General features: G+C 55.3%; 22 protein-coding genes and 1 tRNA gene. 11 read left to right on the forward strand and 12 right to left on the reverse strand.

Annotated features, from left to right (window positions below):
• Window positions 1-46: 46 nt before the first annotated feature.
• On the forward strand, window positions 47-1,279 hold the full coding sequence (locus HUN04_21865; protein WDP92223.1) for a phospholipase A: 1,233 nt from the start codon (window positions 47-49) through the stop codon (window positions 1,277-1,279).
• 50 nt (window positions 1,280-1,329) lie between these two features.
• Here HUN04_21865 and HUN04_21870 read toward each other — a convergent pair whose 3' ends face one another.
• From HUN04_21870 to HUN04_21895, 6 genes are all read right to left on the reverse strand, one after another.
• Window positions 1,330-1,677, reverse strand: coding sequence for a cytoplasmic protein (locus tag HUN04_21870; GenBank protein WDP92224.1), 348 nt, complete (start codon window positions 1,675-1,677; stop codon window positions 1,330-1,332).
• Between the two features lie 57 nt (window positions 1,678-1,734).
• Window positions 1,735-2,202, reverse strand: a complete 468-nt coding sequence (locus HUN04_21875; protein ID WDP92225.1) for a PaaI family thioesterase — start codon at window positions 2,200-2,202, stop codon at window positions 1,735-1,737.
• Between the two features lie 9 nt (window positions 2,203-2,211).
• Window positions 2,212-4,506, reverse strand: a complete 2,295-nt coding sequence (locus HUN04_21880) for an aminotransferase class III-fold pyridoxal phosphate-dependent enzyme (protein ID WDP92226.1) — start codon at window positions 4,504-4,506, stop codon at window positions 2,212-2,214.
• Window positions 4,507-4,528: 22 nt separating this feature from the next.
• Window positions 4,529-5,377 carry an aldo/keto reductase gene (locus HUN04_21885; protein WDP92227.1) on the reverse strand — a complete coding sequence of 283 codons (849 nt, stop codon included), beginning with the start codon at window positions 5,375-5,377 and terminating at the stop codon, window positions 4,529-4,531.
• Window positions 5,378-5,478: 101 nt separating this feature from the next.
• Window positions 5,479-6,309 (reverse strand): MBL fold metallo-hydrolase, encoded by an 831-nt coding sequence (locus HUN04_21890; protein ID WDP92228.1) that lies wholly within the window; start codon window positions 6,307-6,309, stop codon window positions 5,479-5,481.
• A gap of 13 nt (window positions 6,310-6,322) precedes the next feature.
• Window positions 6,323-7,036: a GntR family transcriptional regulator gene (locus HUN04_21895; GenBank protein WDP92229.1), complete on the reverse strand. Its 714-nt coding sequence runs from the start codon at window positions 7,034-7,036 to the stop codon at window positions 6,323-6,325.
• Between the two features lie 290 nt (window positions 7,037-7,326).
• On the opposite strand from HUN04_21895, the gene HUN04_21900 reads away from it, so the two are divergent.
• Entirely contained in the window at window positions 7,327-8,073 is a 747-nt protein-coding gene (locus tag HUN04_21900) for a ParB N-terminal domain-containing protein (protein WDP92230.1), read from the forward strand.
• 1 nt (window position 8,074) lies between these two features.
• Here HUN04_21900 and HUN04_21905 read toward each other — a convergent pair whose 3' ends face one another.
• From HUN04_21905 to HUN04_21915, 3 genes are read right to left on the reverse strand one after another with little or no spacing between them, the layout of a single operon-like run.
• Entirely contained in the window at window positions 8,075-8,518 is a 444-nt protein-coding gene (locus tag HUN04_21905; protein ID WDP92231.1) for a hypothetical protein, read from the reverse strand.
• A gap of 32 nt (window positions 8,519-8,550) precedes the next feature.
• Window positions 8,551-9,174, reverse strand: coding sequence for a GNAT family N-acetyltransferase (locus HUN04_21910; protein ID WDP92232.1), 624 nt, complete (start codon window positions 9,172-9,174; stop codon window positions 8,551-8,553).
• A 21-nt stretch (window positions 9,175-9,195) separates the two neighbouring features.
• The gene (locus HUN04_21915; GenBank protein WDP92233.1) at window positions 9,196-10,413 is read right to left on the reverse strand and encodes a diguanylate cyclase; all 1,218 of its coding nucleotides are present in this window, start codon (window positions 10,411-10,413) and stop codon (window positions 9,196-9,198) included.
• A gap of 264 nt (window positions 10,414-10,677) precedes the next feature.
• On the opposite strand from HUN04_21915, the gene HUN04_21920 reads away from it, so the two are divergent.
• The 3 genes from HUN04_21920 to HUN04_21930 all read left to right on the forward strand — a co-directional run bounded on the left by HUN04_21920 (window position 10,678) and on the right by HUN04_21930 (window position 14,644).
• Window positions 10,678-12,597 (forward strand): hypothetical protein, encoded by a 1,920-nt coding sequence (locus HUN04_21920; protein ID WDP92234.1) that lies wholly within the window; start codon window positions 10,678-10,680, stop codon window positions 12,595-12,597.
• Window positions 12,598-12,943: 346 nt separating this feature from the next.
• The gene (locus HUN04_21925) at window positions 12,944-13,699 is read left to right on the forward strand and encodes a transporter substrate-binding domain-containing protein (protein ID WDP92235.1); all 756 of its coding nucleotides are present in this window, start codon (window positions 12,944-12,946) and stop codon (window positions 13,697-13,699) included.
• A gap of 138 nt (window positions 13,700-13,837) precedes the next feature.
• The gene (locus HUN04_21930; GenBank protein ID WDP92236.1) at window positions 13,838-14,644 is read left to right on the forward strand and encodes a transporter substrate-binding domain-containing protein; all 807 of its coding nucleotides are present in this window, start codon (window positions 13,838-13,840) and stop codon (window positions 14,642-14,644) included.
• Between the two features lie 31 nt (window positions 14,645-14,675).
• On the opposite strand, the gene HUN04_21935 is transcribed toward HUN04_21930, so the two are convergent.
• Window positions 14,676-14,752: transfer RNA gene (locus tag HUN04_21935), tRNA-Trp, on the reverse strand.
• Window positions 14,753-14,982: 230 nt separating this feature from the next.
• Here HUN04_21935 and HUN04_21940 point away from each other — a divergent pair.
• The 4 genes from HUN04_21940 to HUN04_21955 all read left to right on the forward strand — a co-directional run bounded on the left by HUN04_21940 (window position 14,983) and on the right by HUN04_21955 (window position 22,082).
• The gene (locus HUN04_21940) at window positions 14,983-16,890 is read left to right on the forward strand and encodes an MFS transporter (GenBank protein ID WDP92237.1); all 1,908 of its coding nucleotides are present in this window, start codon (window positions 14,983-14,985) and stop codon (window positions 16,888-16,890) included.
• Between the two features lie 57 nt (window positions 16,891-16,947).
• A complete protein-coding gene (locus tag HUN04_21945) occupies window positions 16,948-19,143 on the forward strand; it encodes a phosphatase PAP2 family protein (protein ID WDP92238.1) in 2,196 nt (731 codons plus the stop codon).
• Between the two features lie 10 nt (window positions 19,144-19,153).
• Window positions 19,154-21,628, forward strand: a complete 2,475-nt coding sequence (locus HUN04_21950; GenBank protein WDP92239.1) for a phosphoenolpyruvate synthase — start codon at window positions 19,154-19,156, stop codon at window positions 21,626-21,628.
• A 97-nt stretch (window positions 21,629-21,725) separates the two neighbouring features.
• Window positions 21,726-22,082: a winged helix-turn-helix transcriptional regulator gene (locus HUN04_21955; protein ID WDP93368.1), complete on the forward strand. Its 357-nt coding sequence runs from the start codon at window positions 21,726-21,728 to the stop codon at window positions 22,080-22,082.
• 123 nt (window positions 22,083-22,205) lie between these two features.
• Here HUN04_21955 and HUN04_21960 read toward each other — a convergent pair whose 3' ends face one another.
• Together HUN04_21960 and HUN04_21965 are read right to left on the reverse strand one after the other, a co-directional pair.
• Window positions 22,206-22,520, reverse strand: coding sequence for a DUF5320 domain-containing protein (locus HUN04_21960; protein ID WDP92240.1), 315 nt, complete (start codon window positions 22,518-22,520; stop codon window positions 22,206-22,208).
• 36 nt (window positions 22,521-22,556) lie between these two features.
• The gene (locus tag HUN04_21965) at window positions 22,557-22,925 is read right to left on the reverse strand and encodes a DUF134 domain-containing protein (GenBank protein ID WDP92241.1); all 369 of its coding nucleotides are present in this window, start codon (window positions 22,923-22,925) and stop codon (window positions 22,557-22,559) included.
• A gap of 208 nt (window positions 22,926-23,133) precedes the next feature.
• Here HUN04_21965 and HUN04_21970 point away from each other — a divergent pair, with 208 nt between their 5' ends.
• Window positions 23,134-23,400, forward strand: a complete 267-nt coding sequence (locus tag HUN04_21970; GenBank protein ID WDP92242.1) for a hypothetical protein — start codon at window positions 23,134-23,136, stop codon at window positions 23,398-23,400.
• A gap of 98 nt (window positions 23,401-23,498) precedes the next feature.
• On the forward strand, window positions 23,499-24,092 hold the full coding sequence (locus HUN04_21975; GenBank protein ID WDP92243.1) for a hypothetical protein: 594 nt from the start codon (window positions 23,499-23,501) through the stop codon (window positions 24,090-24,092).
• Window positions 24,093-24,100 lie beyond the last annotated feature (8 nt).

Consider the following 24,100-nt stretch of genomic DNA (forward strand, 5'->3'; position numbering starts at 1 on the left):
CAATCCACGTTTGGCCCATGAACAAGGATCACAAAAAGGAAAACGCATGAAAAAAGGTATATGGGGCATTGCGGTACTATTGCTTGGCTTATGGGGAACGGCCGTCGCCGCTGCAGGGGAGGTGGCGGGGCCGGACCTGCTGCTGTCGGCGCCTCAAAATGCAAAGGCGGGCACCCCCATCCGGTTTACGGCTGTCTTTACCAACAGCACTAGGCAGGCAACGGCGGTACCGGACAAACTTGAGCTGTCTGTTGAGAATGAGTCCGGGGGCTCCCTAATCGTGACGGCCCGGGTTCAGGACAATTTAGGTGGGACGATGGTCCCGGCACAGGGGTTTGTCAAAAAAATCTATGGCTTTTGCCTTCCAGAGGATATGGCCGGCATTCTGACCATGTCGGTGCCCGGCAATACCCCGGTCATGTTCAGTGCTGCAAAAGCATCTCCCGGGGATGGTGACGGAAGGCCGGGGGCAATGGCCTGCGGCACTGAGAATGGGGGGGAGGATAAAGGGGAGGATAAGGAAATCCGGCGGCAGTTCCAGCCCTTTCTGGTGAATTTTTCATCACATAAGCCCGTCTATTTCCTTTTCGGCCTGGATCCGGGAATCCAGGGGTCCAGTTTTCAGATTTCCTTTAAGTACAGACTGTTTAATTTCCATGGGGGCAGCTTTGGGAAAAAGTATCTATCCGGACTGGAGAACCTGCGCCTGGCCTATACCCAGCAGTCTTTCTGGGATCTGAAATCCGATTCCGCCCCCTTTGAGGATTCAAGGTATATGCCCGAGCTGTTTTACGAGTACACGAACACCGACATCTCCCTGCCCTGGCTGACGGCATGGGGGGGAAGGGCAGGGCTCCAGCACGAGTCCAACGGCCGGGGCGGCGATCTGTCCCGGTCTACCAATTACGGATACATCCAGCCCTTTTTCGCCTTTAAATTAACGGATCAATTGCACTGGAAATTTGCGCCCAAGGCATGGGTTTACGTCCGCAATGAAGATGAAAGCAACGGGGACCTTGCCGATTACCGGGGATACTTTGATATTGAAAACAAGATCGGCGACCCCCAGGGCTTTGTATTGGAAAATCATTTCAGGCAGGGCAGAAAAGGCGGGACCTGGCAGTTTGACCTTTCCTATCCTCTGGACCGGATTCCCTGGTTCAGGGGCTTTGTGGACATGTATCTCCATGCCCAGTATGTGACCGGGTATTCGGACCAGTTGCTGATTTATGACCAGCGGGAGGATATTATCCGCCTGGGATTCTCCCTGGTAAGATAAAGGGCGGACCGGTGCGGCGCCGCAGGGAACGCCGCACCGGTCCGTGACCTTTAAAAGGTGATGACTCTGTATCCCTTTTCCATGAATTCCCCCATGGAAGGATGGTTGGCCATTTTCCCCACCAGGGGAATCTCTTCTTCCTTTATGGCCTCAAGTGCCTCCAGCTTGGTGGCGCAGGCCTTACAGGCCCCGTAGATCAGCCCTTTGGCCTTGGCTTTTTCGTAAAGGGCGTTGAGAAAATGCCCGGGCCGCGACATTTCTCCCACCAGTTTTACGGCTTCCCCTTCCAGAACAATGAGCCCTTCCTGGCCCCGGTCATTCATGTCCAGGCTGTTGAGCAGCACATGGATAAAGCATAGGGGATCTCCCCGGAATGCAAACAATACGGTTTTTGACATACTTGGATCCTCCATATTTTAAATGTTTGAAGCAACGTATTGTGGTTGGGTTAAACACTATTTGAACATTGTGTCGGGAATGCGTACCGCCACCACCCTTCCCAGGGCGCAAACCTTGCCTTCCGCCTTTACCTCAATGGTCATAATCACTTTTTTAGGGGTGATTTCCTCTATTTTACCCCGGATCTCCAGTTCCGGACCCAGGGGGGTGGGGGCTTTGAAATCCACCTGCAAAGAGGCGGTGACAAAGCGAAGAGAAGGGTCCGATCCCAGGGGGCGGCCCGCTTCCCTGTATGCGGCGGCGGCTGCCGTGCCGGTACCGTGGCAGTCCACCAGGGAGGCGATGAGCCCCCCGTATACGAATCCGGGCACGGCGGTATGGTGGGGTTTGGGGGTAAAATAGGCCACGGTCTCGTCCCCGTCCCACCGGCTTTTGAGCTGGTGGCCCTTTTGGTTGAGCTTTCCGCATCCGTAACAATGGTTGAATTCGTCGGGATAATAATCCTGGAATGCCTTTTCCGTCATTGCTGCCTCCTATCCTTGAATACCAGTTAGAATTCGGTCAAACACACGGACAAACATATCTGCATCCGCCTCGGTGATCACCATGGGCGGCTTGATTTTAATGACATTGTCAAAGGGACCGTCGGTGCCCAGGAGAATGCCTTCCTCCCGGAGCAGGTTTACGGCCCGCCCTGCTTTATCAGCCGCCGGGGCCAGGCTCTCCCTGTCCTGGACCAGTTCGATGCCGATGAATAGCCCCATCCCCCTGACGTCCCCGATGAGGGGATGGCGATCCTTCAACGCCATGAGCCCTTCCAGCAGGTGGGCACCCACCTTTTGGGCATGGGCCTGGAGCCCCTCATTTTCAATCACATCCAGTACGGCCATGCCGATGGCGCAGGAAACCGGGTTGCCGCCGAAGGTGGCGAAAAATTCCATGCCGTTGGCAAATTGGTCCGCGATCTCCCGGCGGGTCACCACGGCGGACATGGGGTGGCCGTTGCCCATGGGCTTGCCCATGACCACGATGTCCGGCACCACCCCCTGGGATTCAAAGGCCCAGAAATGGCTGCCGGTACGGCCGAATCCGGTCTGTACCTCGTCGCAGATGCACAGCCCCCCGTTTTGCCGGACATGGTCAAAGGCGGTTTTGAAATACAGGGCAGGGGGGATGACCTGCCCCCCGCAGGAGAGCAGGGATTCGGTGATGAATCCGGCCACGGGGCGGTTCATATCCGCCAGGATTTTTCCCAGGTCATGACCAAAGGCTTTGCCGGCGGCCGTTCCCTGTCCCTTGTGCCGTCCCCGGTAGCCGTCGGCCACCGGCACCACATGGACCCAGGGTTCCGGGGTGCCTTTCCCCCCTTTGCCCATGAATTTGTAGGGGCTGATGTGGATCATGGCCTGGGTGTGTCCGTGGTAGGCATTGTCCACCACCAGGATATCCTCCCGGCCGGTGACGGTTTTGGCCATGCGCAGGGCCAGTTCATTGGCTTCGCTGCCGGAATTGAGGAAAAAGCAGGTGTCCAGTTCATCGGGCAGGGTGGCGGTGAGCCGCCGGGCATAATCCACCAGCCCGTCGTAAAGGTAGCGGGTGTTGGTGTTGAGCCGGGCCATCTGACGCTGGCCCGCTGCCACCACATGGGGATGGCAGTGGCCCACATGGCAGACATTGTTGTACAGGTCCAGGTAGGGGCGGCCTTTTCCGTCATAGAGATATTGGCCCCGGCCTTTGACCATTTTTACGGGCCGGTTATAGGAAAGGGACATGGAGGGGGCGATATACTGCCGCCGTTTTTCGGTCAGCACCTGGGTGGGCCGGCCCGGAACGGGGTAGGGCTTAAGGTCGGTGCGTGCGGCCAGGGTCCGGGCGGCGGACGCAGGAGAAATTCTGGAAAATTCCTCCAGTTTTTTCCAGGCCCGTTCCTCTGATACAAACCAGGATTCCCGGTCCGGATCAATGGTGCGGCGCTGGGCGGATATGATGACGGAAACGGCCAGCCGGGCACAGATCAGGGGGAAGAGCGCCTCGATTTCATCCAGGTCCAGCGGCCGTTCCCGGTGGTAGGCTTCCACCACCAGGGCCGCCGCTTCCAGGGGCTCGGGTTCGTCCAGGGTATGGTAGGCCAGGGCAATGGCCAGTTCGCAGACCAGGGGGTTGTCCAGGCAGTCCCCGAAATCCAGGATGCCGGCCACCCGGTCCCCTAATATCAGGACATTGTCGTCGTTGATGTCCCCGTGGATGGGCCCCCTGGGCAGACGGGGCAGACGGGGGGTGGCAATGGCCTCAAATTGCAGGAACACCTGTTCCAGGATTTGCCGGCGGCCGGGATCCTGGATGAGATCCACCGAAGGCCGGTGCTGGCCGGCCTCTGCCAGGTCCCAGTGGTGGGTCCGCCGGGTATCCGGATGGATGATGGCGGACATGGCCCTGGACATTTTGCCCATGACACTGCCCAAATCCGCCAGCCTGGCCTTGGGTGCCGGGGCGTCGGAACACCAGGGGGCGCCATTTACAAAGGCCAGAAGCCTGCCCCGAAAAAGCCCCCCGTCCGGGGCCCGGTACCGGGCTTCAATATCGTTGTTCCGGGTGGGGATCAGTCTGGGCAGGTTTAAGGGAAGGCCCGCCTCGATCAGGGATTCCACGGCCAGGTGTTCGACTTCTATCAGGCCGGTATCCGTGTCCTGGTCCGCCAGTTTAAGGACATAGGCCATGCCGGCGTCGGCTTCCACAAGATAATTTTCGTTTTCTCCGGCCAGCCGTGTCAATTGGGCATCAATGCCGTACTGGGTTCTGACCAGTTCCTTTATTGCTGTCTCTGTCATGATTGATATTTCCGGTTTGGGTTCAGTTGAAAAATCCTTTTGCAGTGGCGTGGACATGATCGCCGATGCGGATGATGCGTTTTGTTTCTTCCGGGGAAAGACGGCCCTTTTCCAGGGCGGTGAGGGCATGGGCCATTTGGGCCTCGTCTTTGGGGCCGCAGAGGCAGACATCCACCTGGGGCCGGGACAGGGAAAACCGGTAGCAGTCGGATGCCTGAAGCGGAGGCTCCCCTTTAGGCATGTATTTGTCTTTGAGCAGGTGCCCCCAGCGGGTGGCGGTATAGGTGACCAGGCCCGGACGGCCCGGATGGTCATACCCGTTTTCAGGATTGTCTCCACAAGCAGCTTCAAGGGCGGGGAAACAATCGGTTTCCGCCCCCCGGTGGGCCGGATTGTACCGGATCTGGAAAAGGTCGAACCGGCTGTCCCTGGCCAGCCGGCTGAAAAGCCGCCGGTTGTGGCCGGACATGCCGATGAAACGGACCAGTCCCTTTTCCTTCATGGACAGGGCCAGATCCATGAGCCCCTCCGACGGCGGGCGGTTGTGCCAGCCCAGCATCAGGATGTCCGCATATTCAAGGGCCATGGATTTTAAGGCCTGCCTGAAGAAAAATTCGGTCATCAGGCCCATTCGGGCGTAGGTCTGGACGGCCACCACCATTTTGTCCCTCTGTCCCTGTTCCGCCAGATGGCGGATGGCCAGTTTCATCTGGGAGCGTTTCCGGCCCGACCCGGAATAAAAGTAATTGCATCCCCTGTCAAATGCCGCCTCATAGGCCCGGGCCGGGGCACCGTAACTGCCGGCAAGGCCCAGCCGTCCCACGTTGAGGCCGGTGCGTCCCAGAACGGCGGTTGAAAAATCCAATCCCATTTTTTGTCTCCTCAGCATTATTCGGGGATGATCTTACCACGGATGATATCCTGGTCAATGGCCAGGCAGAGGACCCGGTTAAAATAAGGTCACGGACCGTGTCAAAAGTCCAGACTGAGACCGACCCCCACCTCCTTGATTTCCGCCACTCCGGCGAGGGCGATTTTGGCGTTGAGGTCGGTGCAGTGACAGGCATGGACCGCTGCCGGCGCCAGGGCCCTGAAGAAGTCCAGGGTGCCCCTGAGCTGGTCCCGGCCAGGGGCCAGAAGGTGGAAGCCGCCAATGACATCGGCCACCCGGGTTTGCTTGCAGACCCGCTGGGCGTGGACAATGGTGTTGCAGATTCCGGCATGGGCGCACCCGGTGATAATGACCAGGCCCCGATCCGATTCATAGACCAGGCCAGAATCGTCCATGACCAGGTCGGGCTGCCCGCTTTTTGCTTTACTGCCGAAGGCGGTTTTCCCTTCAAAATCGTTTTCCCGGGGAATTTCCCCGAGAAAGGTGATCCGGTCCGTGAGTCGTACCGGTTTCCGGCTCAGGTTCAGGTCCATATGGCGGGCGGTTTTCTCCCGGGACATCAGGGAACCGAACTCCGGGAACCCCGCCATTCCGGCGGAGGCGAAGATTTCCGGATGGGCCGTAAGTTCCGGCCGCTTTGGGGGGCGGCCTTCCATGGCCCGCTCCGCCAGGAACCGGCACAGGGGATCCAGGCCCCAGGTATGGTCCAGGTGGCTGTGGGAGATCACCACATGGTCCAGGCAGGAGAGATCCTTGTCCATTTTTTGGGCGTTCCGGATGAAGAGATCCGAGTATCCCGTATCAAAAAGGATTCGGGTCTCCCCATCCTCAATGAGCAGGGAGAGCCCCGGTTCCGCTGTAAAATATCTGTCAATGAGTGTATTGTTGTCCACAAGAACGGTAAGTTTCATGGCCTGTCTCTATTTAATTTTCCAGTCTCAATTCAATGGCGTCGCTGCGCCAAAAGGTGTATTCCAGCCAGATGACCTCTTTGTCAGGGTCGGTTCTGATACTTCGGATGAACAGGCCCGGTGTGCCTGCGGAGACCCCGAGATGTTCGCTGACATGGGAGTGGAGGACAATGGGCCGGATACGCATATACTCTTTTATGGATGCCACCTTGTAATCTTCCCGCCATACATCGGTGGTGGGACGGTCCGTCAGTTTGGGGAGAATACCGGGGCAGCGGGCGGCCGGGAAATAGTTTTCGTCATAATAAACTTTTCTGCCGTCCACCAGTCCCACCTCGTTGCTGAAATACAATGGGGTGGTTTCCGGCGCCTGGAGCAGGGTGGACAATTCCCCGGTGGCGGGGATTTTGCCCTGGTCGATGATCTCCCACTCCGGGTGCATGTTCTGGGAGCGGACCAGCCGGTCGAAATTGACAAAGTTCCGGGAGAGATGAAGGACCAGGCGCCGGCCGCCGGCAAACCAGCCCCGGCGGCCGGCACTGTATATGGCGCCTTCCCGTTCCAGGATCCGCATGGCGTGGCGGACCGTGTTCCGGTTGACAGAAAATTTTTCGCATAGTTCCCGCTCCGAGGGCAGTTTGCCGTGGGCCGGCACCGTGCCGTTCAACAGGCCGGTGATGTATTCCTTTACCCTGTAATATTCGGGTTGGCTTTTTAGGTCCGGCATTTTTTTTCATCCTTTCCCGCTTATTGGCGGACCACTGGCAGAGGGCTGTTGACGTTGCGGCATGGGTGCCTGGAAATCTTAATCAAACATCTTGAGCCAATTAAAAAAAGACATACCATACAAGGGCGGCAGAATAAATATAAAATCCCTGAAACGGGCCCCCTGCAGTGGTTCTTTATCGGGGTCCCGGTATCTCCGCCATGCAGGATATTGAATCTTTATCGGAATTCGTGTATAACCTGCCGCCTGAATCACTAACCCAAGCAAAATATCAGGAATTACGTAAATTTATGGAAGCAAGCACCCAGATAGTCGAAACAGGTACCTTAACCACCCGGGACCCCTTTGATACCCTTTTTCCCATTGCCGGTGAAACACTGGCCGCCATCCGCCAGGACATGGAATCCAACGGGTTTGACCCGGTTTTCCCCATTGTGGTCTGGGAGGAAGAGGCCATTGTAGTGGACGGCCATACCCGGTTTACGGCGGCACGGGACCTGGGGCTGGAACAGGTGCCCGTGGTCATGAAATCCTTTGACAACGAAGACGACGCCCTGCTTTACAGTTTTCATATCCAGCGGAACCGGCGGAATATGTCCGATGAGGATATCCTTAAATGCCTGGCCCTGCTGGACAATATTCACGGCCAGGGGGAGGACGGAGAGGGCGAGGAAGCCCCGAAAAAGACCCGCAAGGCCGTGAACGAGGAACGCGCGAAAGAACTGGGCATCAGCCCGGCCAAGGTGGATAAGGCCAGAAAAGTTCTGGAGCACGGCGACCAGGAAATCCGTGAAAAGGTCAAATCCGGTGAAAAGTCAATCAACAAGGCATTTAACGAGATTCAGGACCAGCGCAGGGAAAGCGGCGAGATCAAGGGCACGCCCACCGACGGTTTAGGCGGGGCTGCCAAATACACCCAGCTTTTGGGACGGTTTCTCAAGGAGTTGACCCGGATCAAGTATGATGGCTGGGAAGATGTATCAAAGGAAAAGGTCCTGGCGGATATGCAGTCCGTCATTGAACTGATTGAGAGCTGATTCAGGATGAGCGCAGCCGGCAGATATTGTCCACGGCTGCGCCGATTACCTTGATCAATCCGCTTTCGTCCATCCCCGAATAGGCCTCCATGGGCATGGTATTGTCATCGCCAAGGAGCGCCATGAGTTCATTCTCAAAGGTGAATGCCGCTTCTGCCAGCTCCGTTCCTGTGACCTCTCCCCGGTCCAGCATCGTTTCCAGGTCCATTGCCGATACGGTTTCCGCCGCCATTGACTGAAGTGTTTGAGGCGGGGTAGAATCGGTCCTGCCGTTCTCCTCTTTATCCGGATGGGTCCCGTTTCCCACGGCCTCGAGCATGGGGACCAGCTCACCGGCTCTTTTGATCAGGGGGTGGGTGTCTTCACAGCCCCTGAAATGAAGTTCCATAACCATCTCTGTGATCAGGGCGGCGGCCCGGGCAATGGTCTGAGAATGATCCGTCATGTTTTTCTCCCTTTTGATCCGTCACCGGTTCATCAGGCCCTGGGCGGCCTTACCAGAACGGTGTATGAAGATCCTGTCACCGGTTCTGAAACGGTTTTTTCTGTATGAAATCCCAATCCTCTGTAAAATCCGAAATTTTCCGGGGTGAAGCTCTCCGCATATACGGCCAGGCATTGGGTATCCGCCTCTTGGAGAACGGGTGCCATTAATTTTGTTCCAAGTCCCTGGCCCTGGTGTCCCGGCACTATCCCCAAAATGGATAGATACCAGGCATCCTCCGGGACCACATCGCCGGTTTTTTCGGCCATGAACGCCACGATGTCGGTGTAGGCGGACAGGCTCTCCGGACCGAGATGGGTCAGAATGAAGTCCTTTTTCCGGGCAGCGATTGCCTTTTCACTGGCCGGCGGGAGGGGGAGGGCCCAGATGGCCGCACCGGATGCGCCGTCCTCTGTCAGGGTCAGTTTGCCGTGTTCCCGTGCTTCGGCCATGGAATAGTCCATGTACCGGAACATGGCTTCCCGGGCGGCTCCGGGATCTTTCGAACTGCACCGTTCCAGGGTGTAGTAGAAGGGGTCCGGTGTCAGGGCCTGGTAGAGGGCACCGGCTGCAGGCCGGTTGAAAAAAGCATAGGGTGACGGATGATGTGGGGTCATTGGGGTGTTCCTTGTATATCATTAATTTAAAATGCGGCTGTGGGATTCAACCCGGTTTCTGCCCCCGGCCTTGGCATGGTAGAGCGCCTGGTCCGCATGTTTCAGGATGCGGGTCAGGTCCAGGCCCGGACGGCATTGGGCAACGCCGAAACTGATGGTTACAGGGCTTTGGCCCTCCCTTTCGAAGGGCTGGCGGTCCAAATTCTGGTTTCTGAGTTTTTCAGCGGTCTCCACCGCTTTGGCTTCGATTGTCTCGGGCAGTAGGAGCAGAAATTCCTCTCCGCCCCACCGCCCGGCGGCATCTCCGGACCTGATATTGCGGTCCAGGGTGGCGGCCACCGAAAGCAGTACCCGGTCCCCGGCATCGTGGCCCAGGGTGTCGTTTACCCGTTTAAAATAATCAATATCGCAGAGAATGACGGAAAAGGGACGGCCGTACCGCCGGAACCGGTACAATTCCTTTTCCAGGAGCGTCGACATTTTTCTTCTGTTGTACAGTCCCGTGAGCCCGTCACGGGATGCCAGTTCTTCCTGTTCCAGGGCATGGCGCTCGGCCTGGTGGATCAGTTTGGCGTTGATCATCAGGTGCAGGGACAGGGTGAGAAGAATGGTCAGCCCCAGGCCCAGCAGGTGGAAAAAACTGTCCGGCATGGGGGTGGTAAAATAAGTGTCAGGGGCGGGGCCGGTGACGCCGTAATAGATCCGCAACAGGTAGACCGGAATAAACAATGTCAGGGTGGCCCCTGCATTGAATGCATAGTTTCGGTGGTCCGCATCGGCTTTACCGAAAATCAGGTAAACCGAATGGACAAGGGAGGGGAGGACAAATCCGGAAAAGATGATGATCCGCATGCGGATCTCCGGGTCGACAAGGGAAAACCAGCTGTACAGGGCAATGAATGTAATCCCCAGGATAAGGTAGGGCCGGATATTCAGGCCCACTCCCAGGAAGCGTGCCATGCCCTGCAGAAAGCTAAGGTGCCCTGCAAACATAAGGCCGTTGGCCGCCACCACGGTCAGGACATCGGGCAGGGCTCCCCTGAAAAGGCTCAGGGTGATGCCCAGGGCGATCAGGGAAAAATACAAAACAAATCCGCTGATCCCCCTGAACCGTTTCCGGGTCTGGAACCAGGTGACGGCCAGTACGTAGGCTGCAATGTAGACTACCATAAGATAGATGAAGACCAGGGTCCTCATGTCAAATGCCTTTAGCCCGTTTGTGATCATCTGTATCGTCATTGGCCGGGGATACCCCTAATTGAGGAAAAATTCAAGGGTTTTCAGGAAAGCCTCTTCCGCCCGGCATTTTTGAATTTTGGGGATTTAGCACCCATGAAATTGTTTTTTTCCGTTGGCAGACCAGGCTGATCCCCCTGGTTATGTCTAAAAAGATTTGTACAATGAAATCCCTTATGATAATAGGATATTCGATTTAATGAAAATATAACGGGTTTGTGATTAACCTGAAAATTGATATGGACCACCAAAATTTAAGGAGAAATTATGGGACTTAAAGAAGAACTGGAAGAAAAAGCGGAAGAGTGTGATGCGCCGGAAGAGTATATTGGCGTAGCCAAAGAAATCGTTGCAGGACTTGATGACAAAGAATGGGCCGCCGAACTCCTTGAAGAAGGGGCTGAGTGGGCCGAAACCTATGCCGATGCCGTGACCTATGCCGAAGCCGCAAAAGAGATCATCGGCGATGACGACGTGGTGAGCACCTTCCTGGAAAACGGCAAAATGCTCTGCACCAAACCGGCCGACTTCCTGGCCCTGGGCGGTGCCGCCGGCAAGCTGGGCCTTGACGATATGGCCAAGGAAATCAGCGAATCCGCCATGAGCAAATGCACCAAGCTCACCGATTTTCTGGAACTGAGCAACCACCTGGCCACCGAGGCCAATGATCCTGAAATGGCCCAGAGCGTGCTGGACAAGGCCTTTGACAAATGTAAGACCCCGGCTGATTTTGTTGCCTTTGCCAAGGCCATGCTGGATATGTTCAAGGACGCTGACAAGGCCAAAGGCGTGTACGAAAAAGGCATGGAAGCCGCCAAGACCGCAGCCGATTTCCAGGCCCTGGCCGCCGGCGCCATTGCCGATCTGGATGACAAAGACCTGGCCCGTGCTATTTTTGAGAAAGCCGTGGCTTCCCTGGAAAAGGGCGACGAACTGCTCAAGTTTGCCGAAGTGGTTAAGGAACAGCTGGACGACAAGGATTTCCTCCTCTCCGTATTCAAAAAAGCCGAAGAGCAGTACACTGGGTTCTCAGATTACCTGAAACTGGCCAAGGCCGGTTTTGAGGCCACCGGCGACAAAGCATTTGCCTCCAGCGTGTATCAGAAGGCTGCCGCCACCGGCCCGGACTGTGCCCAGCTGGTATCCCTCTCCCTGGCACTGGCCAAGGACCTGGGTGACAATGCCGCCGCCATCCCCGTGCTGAAACAGGCTGAAGAAGCCATCAAGAACAACGATGACTTCATCAAAGTGGCCGACGCCGTTGTTGACGTGGCTGCCGATGATAAAGAATGGGCAGAAGCCTGCGCCTTCCAGAAAGCAAAACGGGAAGAGTTCAAAAAACTTTACAACGATTTCAGCATCAGGGAAGGCGAATACAAGACCTGCGCCCCCATGCGCGCCCTGGCCGCCGAAGTGGTTGCGGAAACCGGCGACACCTATTATGCCGCCAAACTGTACAAGATGGCTGAAGAACTCACCATTCATTTCTCCGACGCCATCAAGCTGGCCGATGCCGTTAATGCCGACCTGGGGAATGCCGAATGGGTAAAAGCCATTTACCAGGGCCTCCTGGACAAGTGCAAGAGCTTCGGCGACTACAATACCCTGACCACGGCTATCGCTGCCACCCTTAAGGACGATGCCTGGGTTAAGGAAATTTACACCGGCCTGGGCAACAAGGTTGCTGGCAACGGCGACCGGATCAAACTGGCTGCAGTGGCCATTGAAAAGTTTAACGATAAAGACTGGGCCGCCAGCCTGCTGGAAGCCGCTGAAAAGGCCTGCACCACCATGTACGATTATACCTTTGTGGCCGGTGCCGCCCTCAACCTGCTGGACGACCGTGCCAAAGCCATGGCTCTCTACGACACTGCAGAAAGCCTGTGCAACGACAAGTCCGAATATGCCAAACTGGTGGGAATGGTTCAGGGACAGACCACGGATAAGTCCATCATCTCCGGTCTCCTGGCCAAGGCCGGCGAAAAACTGACCAAGTTCAACGATCTGATTTTCCTGGCTGAAACCTATATTCTGGTTGCCGGCGATGCCGATGCCGCTGCTGCGGTTTACGAAGAAGCCGAAAACAAGGCGCTTTCCAACGAAGCCCTCTCCCAGCTGGGCACCAGCATCCAGGGCCGGATGAAGGATACCAAGTGGGCATCCAGAGTCCTGGCTAAAATTGGTTAACCTTGAATGAATTGATAAAAAGTTATGCATTACAAACTTTTTTGTTGACACAATGAAAGATAATGAGTAGGTTATGTCCAGTGCCATTTTTGATGCTTAGAAAACTGGCTCCATAACCTCCTTATTATACCCTGTAAAACGGCCGCCGGAATTTGCCACCCGGCGGCCGTTTTATATTTTGAGCGGCCACATCATTGGGAATAGATGATTGATGTTTTTCCTTTATGCCCCATCCCGTATCTGATATGAATATGGAAGGATCCAAAAGTCGTAAAAAAGTTAGAATCGGCATCTTGCGCATTAAAACATAGGCGGTCTCGTGATGATCACACACCGAGGCGTTATTATGGGAACACTCAAAAAATTCGTGTTATGCCTGGCCCTCTTAACCATGTCCGGCGTCCATGCGTCCGCCGGCGAAATTGTGATTGCATACATCGAACGCCCGCCGTTTTATTATACCGAGAATTCAAGCGTAAAAGGCATATTGTCGGATCTGACAAACGAGATATTTAAAACCGCCGGAATACCGCATTCATGGCAGTCATTGCCGCCAAACCGTATTCTTTCTATGTTTCAATACACGGATTGTGCGGTATGCTCACCCGGTTGGTTTTTCAAAGCGGACCGGCTGTCATTTGCAAATTTTACCCTGGCCATTTATCAAAACACCCCCCTTTCAGTCCTCGTTCTCAAGCAAGCAAAAAGCAGGTTTGATAAATACGAGTCGCTTACCGCCTTATTCTCAGATCGATCAATGACCATGGGGACGGTCGCCACATACCGGTATAGCGGGTATATAGACCAGCAGATCATCAGGTATCATCCAAGGCAGATAAAAGTATCTTCTTCCGCCGCTCAATTGATAGCGATGATTTTGAAAAAACGTATTGATTATATCATCATCGCACCGATGGAGGCGGAATCCCTGATTAATGAAGCGGGGCTAAAGCAGTCCCTCTTTGATTTGCTTGCGTTCCCTGATATCCCCCCAGGCAATAAGCGGTATCTCATGTGCAATAAGTCTGTGGATAAAGCCACGATTGATGCCCTCAACACAGCGATCAGGCAGTTGGTTAAACCGGAAATCTGGGGTGAATGAATCTACAATATTCCCCCCTATCCGGAATGCCCCTCCGTCAGTGCAGAACCCTCCTTGTATTTCAGCTTCTCCCGCCCTGGGTTGACTTTAAATCTCCTTCTGATTTATCCTGAAGCTCATCCAACAAGGCCAAATAATATGAAAAAAATAAACTATCTGATTCTATTGTTGCTTATCGTCAACCTAGGCACAGCAGGGGCGGTAAATTCAGAATTATTGATAAATACCCTGGAAGAGTTTCCCGGAAGTTTTACGGACAGTTCAGGGCGTCTTACCGGTATTTCTGTTGATGTGGTGAGAGAGATACAAAGGCGGATCGGCAACACAGATCCCATACGAAAGTATCCTTGGGCCAGAACCTACCGGAATGCCCTTAAACAGCCCAATGTCGTTGCGTTTACTGCCACAAGAACAAAGGAAAGGGAAAATAAATTCCACTGGATCACCAGGATTACCAGAATCAGGTACAGTTTCTTTATCCGAAAAGGCGCATCGATATCCATTACCACCTTGGACGATGCAAAATCCCTGAAATCCATCGGGGTGATGCGGTCCTCTGTATGGGAACAATTACTGGAATCCAAAGGGTTCGCAAACCTTGATCCGGTGTCGACCCATGAATTAAATGTAAAAAAACTGATAGGGAACAGAGTTTCCGCCATGTATTTTGCTTCCGCAGGCCTTTTAAATGTCTGCCGGAAACCGGAAATGGACTGCAATGACATATATCCCATATTCACAACCAACACCGTGGAATCCTATATCATCATATCTAAAAACGGCACTCCGATGACAATGGTCAACCAGTGGAAAAAAGCGGCAGAGGAGATAAAGAATGACGGGACCTTTGAGGCCATTGCACTTAAATGGGTTCGTTACATGGAATTAAACGGGTTTGGTTCCCATTATTCTGACGGTGCCTTCAATCTATGGAGAAAAAAATGATCAGGTGAAAAAACAGAGGAAGGGGGGGGAGTGGCAGGCCAGGAGAGAATCGAACTCCCAACATCCGGTTTTGGAGACCGGCGCTCTACCAATTGGAGCTACTGGCCTGCACGAGGTCCTGAATATATCACAATGGCCGGACAATGCAAGACGGGAATGGTGTTTTTTTTGAAAAAAAGGTCCCGGGGAAAGGGGAGGGCAGCGGTTATGGGCGGGCAAGGTGTGAAATATATTGACCATCGGGCCCATCTGTCATATGAATTCCGGGAAGGCCGGAAACGGATTCCCGGCCCCTCGGATTGAATTTTACATTTCGCCCCATTCACAAAGGAATTGCCATGGCCCGATCCTCCCAGTCCGTTCCGCCGCCGGAAAATCACAACCAGTTCAGCCTCCTGGGCAAGAAACGGTTTGCCCCTTTCTTCTGGACCCAGTTTGCCGGGGCCTTTAACGACAATGTGTACAAGAATGTCCTCATTCTCATGATCGCCTTCCAGTCCGCTGCCGGGGCAGGGGGCAACTCCGACATCCTCATCAACCTGGCGGCCGGGCTATTTATCCTGCCCTTTTTCCTCTTTTCCGCCTTTGCCGGCCAGGTGGCGGATAAATATGAAAAATCCGGACTGATACGGAAAATCAAGCTGGCCGAGATCCTTATCATGGCCTGTGCGGCCTTTGCTCTTTATTACGAGCAGACGGCCCTGCTGCTGGTACTCCTGTTTTTCATGGGCACCCAGTCCACCTTTTTCGGGCCGGTGAAGTACAGCATCATGCCCCAGCACCTGGACGACACCGAAATTATCGGGGGCAACGCCCTGGTGGAAATGGGCACCTTTGTTTCCATTCTCCTGGGCACCATCGGCGGCGGCATCCTGGTGAACCAGGGCCGGGGATGGGCGGCGGCTGCCGTCATTGCCACGGCCCTGGCCGGATGGCTGGTGAGCCGTAAAATTCCTGTGGCCGATCCGGCAAGCCCCGGTCTGAAAGTCTCCTGGAATCTTTTTACCCAGTCCGTGGACATCATTAAACTGGCCCGGAAGGACCGGGTGGTCTATCTCTCCATCATGGGCATTTCCTGGTTCTGGTTTCTGGGGGCCTGCTACCTGACCCAGATTCCCAATTTTACCAAGAATGTGCTTTTCGGGTCCGAAAATGTGGCCACCCTGCTGCTGACCATGTTTTCCATCGGCATCGGGGCCGGTTCCCTGCTCTGCGAGTGGCTCTCGGGCAAAAAAGTGGAATACGGCCTGGTGCCCATCGGCTCCCTTGGCCTGAGTATTTTCGGGCTTGACCTGGCCATGGCCTACAAGGGGACGGACCCGGGGGTATTGATGGGGCTGGCGGATTTTTTAAGGACTCCGGGCAGTATCCGGGTGCTGGCCGACCTGGTGCTCATCGGTGTTTTCGGCGGGATCTATATTGTACCCCTCTTTGCCCTGGTCCAGACCCGGAGCCTGCCCCGATACCGGTCCCGGATTATTGCGGCCAACAATATCATCAATGCCCTGCTCATGGTCCTGGCCGCCGTGGCCGGAGCGGTTTTTCTCGGGGTGGCCGGGCTGACCATTCCCCAGTTTTTCATCGTTATCGTGCTCATGAATATTGCCGTGGCCGTGTTCATCTATACCCTGGTGCCGGAATTCACCATGCGCTGCCTGGTCTGGGTCCTCACCCATATCATCTACCGGATCAAACATGAGAATCTCCACCTGATCCCCGCCGAGGGCCCGGCGGTCATCGTCTGCAACCATGTCAGCTATGTGGACGCCCTGGTGGTGGCCAGCCTCTGCCGGCGGCCGGCCCGGTTCGTCATGGACAAGGCCATCTTCAAAATTCCGGTGCTCAATTTTATTTTCAGGACTGCCAGGGCCATTCCCATTGCCGCCAGGAAAAAGGACCCCGAACTCTATGAAAAGGCCTTTGAATCCATATCCCAGGCCCTGGAGGATGGGGATATCGTCTGCATCTTTCCCGAAGGCCGGCTGACCACCGACGGCGACATGGGCGAGTTCCGCAGCGGCATCGAAAAAATTCTGGCCCGGAACCCCGTTCCCGTGGTGCCTTCGGCCCTGAGGGGGCTGTGGGGCAGCTTTTTCAGCCACAAGGGTGGGGGCGCCCTGATGAAGCTTCCCAGACGGTTTTTTTCAAAAATCGAGTACCGGGTGGGGCCGGTGATTGCCCCTGAAAATGCCGGGGCAGATTATCTCCGCGGGGTGGTGGCCCAATTGCGGGGGGACCGGCGATAGCCCGCCGCTCCCGGGGACTCAATGGCATTCAGGATCCCAATGAAAGGTAAATTTCCATTGAAATCTTTATTTTCATGGCCCCACCTGCCCGTGCACATGCTCATGGGCGTCCTGGTGGTATCCAGCCTGACGGCGGTGCAGAGCCATCCCAAATGGGCGGGGATATGCCTGCTGCTCTGGGCGGGGTATCTGGCCGGGCTCCGGGCGGCGGTAAAACTGCCGGGTTCCAATACCGGCATCCTTGCCCGGTCCCTGGTGTCCATCCTTTTTATTCTCAGCCTTTACATGGTGCTTGCCGGCCTGGTGTTTGATGTGATTCCCTGGGATGGTGACCCGGTTTTATCGGCCCTGGACAGATTGATTTTTATGGGCGGCTCCCCCGTGGTTTTTTTATCGCAGTTTGCCACCCCAAAGGTGGTGGAGGCTTTCAGTATCGCCTACGGCGGCTTTATCCCCTATCTTTATTTTTCCATTTTTTTGTGCCTTCTGGGGCGGGAGGCGGATGAACGGGCGGTTTTTGTCACGGCCCTGACCCTGACCTATGCCCTCAGCTTTCTGGGCTACCTGCTGGTGCCGGCAAAGGGGCCGGTGGTGTTCATGGCCAATGCGTTTGATGCGGCCCTCAGGGGCGGGTTCTTTCACGGCCTCGTCCTGAAGACCATTGAAAACGCAGGAGGACCCCACGGGGCATTCCCCAGCCTCCACATCGGCGCCACCTGGTTTATCTGTTTTTATGAGATCCGGCGGGGGCAGCTGCGGGGGCTATTGTATATCCCACTGGCCCTGGGTATCTTTTTCGCCACCATGCTGCTGCGCTATCATTATTTCATCGATCTTGCCGCAGGGTTTGCCATTGCCTCCTTTTCAGTGGTGGCGGCGGAAAAAATACATGGGATGCATCGCCCCCGCTCGACTGTTTTTGCACGGGTCTGCCGGTTTTTCATCCACCATTTTTTCGGCGGGGTCCAGGTCCGGGGGCTGGCCCACCTGCCGGAGCCGGGCCGGCCCGTTCTTCTGGTCAGCAACCATGCCAACGCCTTTGTGGACCCCTTTGCCATTTCAGCGGCCATAGGCCGTTCCCTGAAGCTTACGGCCAAGGCCGCCCTCTGGAAAAATCCATTGATCCGTTCCGTATCAGGGGTTTTGGGCATCATCCCCCTGTCCCGGGCCCGGGACAGCCAGGACAAGGAGCACAGGAGGCAGAACCGGGAGGCGTTCCGCCATTGTTTCAGGGCACTGGACCGCAGTGAAATCCTCTGTTTTTTTCCCGAGGGAAAGAGCCATTCCAATCCCTCCATGATGCCCTTCAAGACCGGGGCGGCCCGGCTGGCCCTTGAATATGCAGCCGCCCGCCCGGACGGCGGGGGGCTGGTGATCCTGCCGGCGGGCCTGTTTTATGGGGGCAAGGCAGAATTCGGGTCCCGGATCATGGTGGAGATCGGTGCGCCAATTGACCCGGCTCAATGGATTATCCCCGGTGCTTCTCCGGACCACAGAGCGCTGACCCAAACGCTGGAAAAAGAGATATCCGCTTTGACGGTCCAGGCGGAAAACAAAGGGGATGCCGAGCTTCTGGTATGGCTTAGCGAGATTTACCAGCGGATGAACCGCATGCCGTTGCCGGTGGATCAGGGGGACCGGCTGCCGGCGCATTTTATCCGGACGGCCCGTTACCTCATTGAGAATTATTACCGGCTGCCGGACACCCGGGAGATCCGGGGTATAAAACAGGACGCCATCTCCCTGAAAACCGAACAGGAGGCCCTGGGCATCAGTGCCGAAAATCTTTTTTTGCCGGTCCGGTTCTGGCGGGCGGTGTTCTTTGTGTTCCGGGAGGCGGAAATCCTGGCCTTGGGCGCACTGATCTGTGGGGCGGCGGCCCTGGTCAATGGTCTTCCCTTTCTTGCCCTTGCCGCCCTGGTGCGGGGCATGTCCAAAGATGAAGACCATTGGGCCACCAATTACCTGTTTTACGGCACGGCCCTGTTTGTATTATGGTACGGCTGTGCCGGTGCCGCCTGTTTTGCATTTTTCGGGCCCCAGGCCGTTGTACTGGCACCGGCCCTGATACCGGGCGGGATATTCTCCACCTATTTTGCCCTGCGCTATTGGATGAGATTAAAGCTGACGGTGAAGCGGCTGAGGACCTTTATGCTTTTTCTGATTTTTCCCCGGCTGCAGGGCCATTTGATTCAAAAGCGGCGGGAACTGGTGGCAAAACTTCTGGAAATTAAAGAAACATATAATATGTAAAGGGGTGCCCATGGGATTCAAGGAAATGGTGACCGGTTTTGATACCCCCGGACAGATTGAGTCGGACGGGGGAAAGGGATACAACCTCAAGGAACTGACCCAGAACGGGATAAACGTGCCCGAGGGGCTGGTCATTTCCTCGGAATTTTATACGGCGCATTATCCGGCGCCCCCGGATTTTGATTTTGAAGACGAAACGGCGTTGGCGGACCAGTGCCTGGAAATGCAGCGGGCCGTGGCGGCCCGGCCCCTTCCCGATGGGCTTATAGAGGCGGTGGACGCATTTACCGCCGCCGCAGGGAAGGATGAAACCTGGGCGGTCCGGTCTTCTTCCACCTTTGAGGACCTTGCCGGCGCCGCTTTTGCCGGACAGCACGATACCTATCTCAACATCAAGCCCGGGGATATCGGTATCCATATCCAAAAATGCCTGGCGTCCCTGTGGGGGAAACATGCCGTGCTCTACCGCCGCCACCAGGGATTTTCCCAGGAAGAGGCATCCATGGCCGTGGTCGTTCAACGGATGATAAAAGGGGATGTCGCCGGGGTGGCCTTTTCCGTGGATCCGGTGTCCGGGGATCTCTCCCAGGTTCTGCTTGAGGGCAATTGGGGCATCGGGGAATCCGTGGTGGGGGGAGAGGCCTCCACGGACTCCTGGGTGGTGGATGTGGCGGCCGGTGAAATTGTCCAGCGCAGGGTATGCGAAAAATTCTTTCAATATGTTCCGGCGGAAACGGGGATCGTAAAGGCTGAAATCCCCGAGGGGGAGCGGAAACTTCCCTGCCTCTCCGACAGCCAGGTGCTGCGTATTGCAAAAAAGGCCAGGCAGCTGATGGGAATTTACGGGGCCCCCCAGGACATGGAGTGGGTGGTGGAAAAGGACCGGCTTTATATTGTCCAGTCAAGGCCCCAGACCACCATCCCCGCAAGGTTTACCCGGGATGAATCCGCAGAGCGGTTTCCCGAACCCTTGACCCCTTTGACCTGGTCCTATGTGGAGGAGACCTTTAACACCTCGTTGGAGTATTCCCTGGATCTGATGCAGGTCTCCCTGCCCACGCGGCCCTGGTTTGCATTGAAGAACCACTACGTATACGGCAACCAGAATGCGGTCCAGCTCATGGCCCTTCACCGCCCCATCCGGGCCGACAGCATTGACGCCCTCATTGAGCAGATCCCCCAGATCATGGACCAGTATGCCTGGGTCATGGACCTTCCCCAGAAATGGCTAAGGGACCTGGACCGGTACCTGCTTAAAATGGGGGCGCTGGGGGGCAGGGATTTGGATGACCTTGACTGTGAACGCTTCCAGGCCTACCTCAGGGAAATGTTTGATGCAGTCACCGACTATTTTAAACCCAATATCGCCATTTCAATGACCCAGAGTTTTTTGACCCGGACCCTGCTGGGCATTATCGAGCAGATTACCGGGGACAGCCTCACTGCCAGCGACCTGCTCAAAAAAATCATCTCAACGCCGGAGACCAAGACCGGCCAGATCAACCGGGAGATATTTATGATGGCCCGGATGGCGGCGGCCGATGGGGCGCTCATGGCGGCTCTGGAAAACGGGGGACGGGCCGCCCTTGGGCGGCTGGATGAATTTGAGGATTTCTCCCGTGAATTCAAGGCCTTTATCGGGAATTACGGCCACCGGGAAATCTCCTTTGACTATTACCACCCCACCTGGGCCGAGGCCCCTGAGGTGGTGCTGGACCTTATTTGCCTTACGGCCTCCTCGGACCGGATGGAAGATCCCAGGGAAAGGGAGCTTGCCGCCAGGGATGAACAATTAAAGGCCACCCGGGAGTTGTATGAGAAAACCCCGGAAACCATGCATTTCTTTTTAAGCGAATTGATCCGAATGACCCTGAACTTTACCTTTCTGGATGACCTTGAACATTTCCAGACCACCCGGGCCAACCTCATTGCCCGCAGGGCCGTGGGCGCTTTCGGGCGGGCCGTTCAGAAAAACACCGCCATGGAAGATCCCTATGATCTCTTTTTTCTGACCAAGGAGGAGTTTGAATCCATTAGCGATTTCAGGCTGGAAGCCTCATTATTGAAGAACATTTTGGAACGAAAGAAAGCCTTTCTGAAGGCAGGGGAATCCGAACCGCCCTGGAACCTGGACGGGGGGGATGAGGCGCCGGTTGAGTTAACCGGAGATACCCTCAAGGGGATACCGGGAAGCCCGGGGGAATGCGAGGGCGAAGCCTATCTGGTGAGGGGGGTGGCGGATTTTGCCGGGATGCCGGAGAACAGTATTCTCATAGCAAAGACAACCAATCCCTCCTGGACCCCTCTGTTCTACAAGGCCAAAGCCGTGGTCACGGAGTCCGGAGGCCCCCTGTCCCACGGGGCGGTGACGGCCAGGGAGATCGGCCTTCCCGCCGTAATGAATGTCCACAACTGCATGGCGGCCCTTTCCAACGGGGACCGGATCTATGTCAACGGCCGCCAGGGCATCGTTAAGCGGGGGTGATTCAATTGGGGCTCTTTGATTGTACGGAATTCATATATTTGTTATATACGGTGCGGCCCTGGGCCGTGAATTGAAACTAAAAGATCCGGGTGAGTCCATGGATGTATGTTCAGGAAAATGTATCAATCCGGAGCAGGTGAGCAATACCGTTGACCGGCTCCCTTCGGATGCCATCATCGCCGGCATGGCGGAAATCTTCAAGGCCCTGGGGGACCCCTCCCGGCTGAAAATTGTAAATGCCCTGCTTGTCCGGGAGCACTGCGTCTGCGACCTGGCCGCCATCTGCAGCCAGAGCGAATCCGCCGTTTCCCACCAGCTCAGGATATTGCGGACCCTGAAGGTGGTGAAAAACCGGCGGGAGGGAAAGATTATCTATTACTCCCTGGATGACGACCATGTCCGGTCCCTGATCCGGATGAGCCGGGACCATATTGCCCACCAGCCGGATATCTGAAATCAAAAACGGCGCCGGAGCCGCCATTGTTCATTGATGGACGGGAACGGGCCGATTGTAAAAAGGGGCTTATGGAAAGATGCCGGCCCGGAGCAGACGTTCCGGGCCGGCAGGCTTACAGGGTTATTCTTTTTCAGACATGGCATTGAGCTGGTCCTTGACGGCATTGAGCTCGTCTTCCAGCATCTTTGCCCTGTCCTGGAGGGAGGTGCGGGTTTCGGTGTACGGCATGGGTGCGGCAGCATTTCCGCGGCCGTAGCCCCGGGATGCACCCTGGCCGGCACCCTGGCCGAATCCGCGCCCTGCACCGCCGCCCCTGCGGCAGCCTCTGCCCCGTCCGCCGGCAAATGACTGGCCTCCGCCGCCCTGGCAGATGCCCTGCCGGCGCCCGGTCATGGCGCCTCTTCCTTCAGGTCCTCTCTGATCTAATCCTGGCATTGTATTCACCTCCTTTCAGGATATTGGGTGATCTCCTTATTCTCTGCCCCGGCCTTTGCCGCATCCCCGGCCCCGGCCCCGGCCGCGGCCGTTGCCCGGCCCTCTGCCCTGGCCCTTTCCCCTGATTTTGTAACAGCCTCCGCTCATTCTCAGGCTCAGGCCCTCAACAAGGGCCCGGGCGACTTTGGACCGTCCTGCTTTGAGAATCCGGCCCACGGTCTGGCGGGAGACGCCCATGACATCAGCAGCCTGGCTCTGATCCATGCCGTCGTGGTCAATGAGGCGGATGGCTTCAAACTCTTCCAGGGATAAGGTGATTTCTCCGGCAGCCTCCGAGGCGGCCGGCCCGAATGAATCGACCTGGGGCCGGGCCATGATGTGTCTGCGTCGTTTGGGTCTCGGCATTGAATCTCCTTGTTATGATCATTTGACCATAAATTAAACCTTAAAGAATCCTCTGTCAAGGGAGATAATGGTCAAATGATCAAAAAACATCTTGCAGATTGTGAATGAACAGGTCGGATTTGACTTTTTTATTCTCCCTTGATACCCCTTAACTATCCGAATAGATATCATTTTCAGCATCTGAAATTTCACGTGTCAGGAGGATTGTATGGAACAAAACAAAGAGATTGACAGCAGGATCATACGGGTGAAGCTTGTGGACGGCACACAGATCAATGGGCAGGTTAATATTGATAGAGGGGCTGCCGGCTATGACCGGCTCAGTGATCTTCTGCAGAGCAGGGATGAAGAGTTTATCGTTGTTGTCGGTGCCACTTCCCATCAAAAGGATTTGGAAGAGTCTGTCAGGCATGGGGTGATGTTCATTAATAAACGTCATATCCTGTGGGCGATGCCTGATTATGATCAGGGGTGACAGGCGGAACCTATCGGTTCTTTGATAATTGCTGGTTTTATCCGGGATTAAACGCCTTTTAAGCTTCTAAAAGCAGAGACGAAATAAAGGGAAATGCCATGACTTCTGAAAATCCGGAAATGGAAAGCAAAGAGAAGCAGTGCCAGCTTTGTTTTGGAATAATACCAGCAGAAGCAAGCGTCTGTATGCATTGTCAGAGAAATCAAAGGTGGATAGTTCGGCATTTTCAGAACATTGGTGTTTTGGTTTCAATTGGGCTCCTATTGATCGCTGGTTTACAACTCTATTTTGCAAATCAGGAAAGAGTTTCGGCCAAACAGTCAGCAGAAATAGCCAAGCAGGCAAAGGTGAGGGCTGAAGCCGTGTTTGATGAACTTAATGCGCTGAAAATAGAAGTGAAAAATGACTTGGAGACGGCAGCCCAAATTGCAAAGGATGCCTTATCAGATGCAGGGAGAAATTTTGACCGGATTGAGTCAACAAAGGAAAAACTGAGAAAAGAGAAGATTGAGGAGATAAAAACCCAGATTTCATATTACTACTCCGAAATTGATCAGATTTCCCAAAATCTATATTCAAGTCAGCTGACGATGGGTGAACGATTTAGAGAGATCGAAAAACGTAATGAAATAACGGACAGAATCAGGGTATTAAAAAATAAATTGGATGCCTTGGAAAGGGGGGCAGAATAATTCATTTT

Source organism: Desulfobacter sp., assembly GCA_028768525.1.
Classification (GTDB): domain Bacteria; phylum Desulfobacterota; class Desulfobacteria; order Desulfobacterales; family Desulfobacteraceae; genus Desulfobacter.

Coding starts and splice junctions, on each gene's coding strand:
- HUN04_21865 (WDP92223.1), top strand. CDS start 47: ATGAAAAAAGGTATATGGGGCATTGCGGTACTATTGCTTGGCTTATGG.
- HUN04_21870 (WDP92224.1), bottom strand. CDS start 1,677: ATGTCAAAAACCGTATTGTTTGCATTCCGGGGAGATCCCCTATGCTTT.
- HUN04_21875 (WDP92225.1), bottom strand. CDS start 2,202: ATGACGGAAAAGGCATTCCAGGATTATTATCCCGACGAATTCAACCAT.
- HUN04_21880 (WDP92226.1), bottom strand. CDS start 4,506: ATGACAGAGACAGCAATAAAGGAACTGGTCAGAACCCAGTACGGCATT.
- HUN04_21885 (WDP92227.1), bottom strand. CDS start 5,377: ATGGGATTGGATTTTTCAACCGCCGTTCTGGGACGCACCGGCCTCAAC.
- HUN04_21890 (WDP92228.1), bottom strand. CDS start 6,309: ATGAAACTTACCGTTCTTGTGGACAACAATACACTCATTGACAGATAT.
- HUN04_21895 (WDP92229.1), bottom strand. CDS start 7,036: ATGCCGGACCTAAAAAGCCAACCCGAATATTACAGGGTAAAGGAATAC.
- HUN04_21900 (WDP92230.1), top strand. CDS start 7,327: ATGGAAGCAAGCACCCAGATAGTCGAAACAGGTACCTTAACCACCCGG.
- HUN04_21905 (WDP92231.1), bottom strand. CDS start 8,518: ATGACGGATCATTCTCAGACCATTGCCCGGGCCGCCGCCCTGATCACA.
- HUN04_21910 (WDP92232.1), bottom strand. CDS start 9,174: ATGACCCCACATCATCCGTCACCCTATGCTTTTTTCAACCGGCCTGCA.
- HUN04_21915 (WDP92233.1), bottom strand. CDS start 10,413: ATGACGATACAGATGATCACAAACGGGCTAAAGGCATTTGACATGAGG.
- HUN04_21920 (WDP92234.1), top strand. CDS start 10,678: ATGGGACTTAAAGAAGAACTGGAAGAAAAAGCGGAAGAGTGTGATGCG.
- HUN04_21925 (WDP92235.1), top strand. CDS start 12,944: ATGGGAACACTCAAAAAATTCGTGTTATGCCTGGCCCTCTTAACCATG.
- HUN04_21930 (WDP92236.1), top strand. CDS start 13,838: ATGAAAAAAATAAACTATCTGATTCTATTGTTGCTTATCGTCAACCTA.
- HUN04_21940 (WDP92237.1), top strand. CDS start 14,983: ATGGCCCGATCCTCCCAGTCCGTTCCGCCGCCGGAAAATCACAACCAG.
- HUN04_21950 (WDP92239.1), top strand. CDS start 19,154: ATGGGATTCAAGGAAATGGTGACCGGTTTTGATACCCCCGGACAGATT.
- HUN04_21955 (WDP93368.1), top strand. CDS start 21,726: ATGGATGTATGTTCAGGAAAATGTATCAATCCGGAGCAGGTGAGCAAT.
- HUN04_21960 (WDP92240.1), bottom strand. CDS start 22,520: ATGCCAGGATTAGATCAGAGAGGACCTGAAGGAAGAGGCGCCATGACC.
- HUN04_21965 (WDP92241.1), bottom strand. CDS start 22,925: ATGCCGAGACCCAAACGACGCAGACACATCATGGCCCGGCCCCAGGTC.
- HUN04_21970 (WDP92242.1), top strand. CDS start 23,134: ATGGAACAAAACAAAGAGATTGACAGCAGGATCATACGGGTGAAGCTT.
- HUN04_21975 (WDP92243.1), top strand. CDS start 23,499: ATGACTTCTGAAAATCCGGAAATGGAAAGCAAAGAGAAGCAGTGCCAG.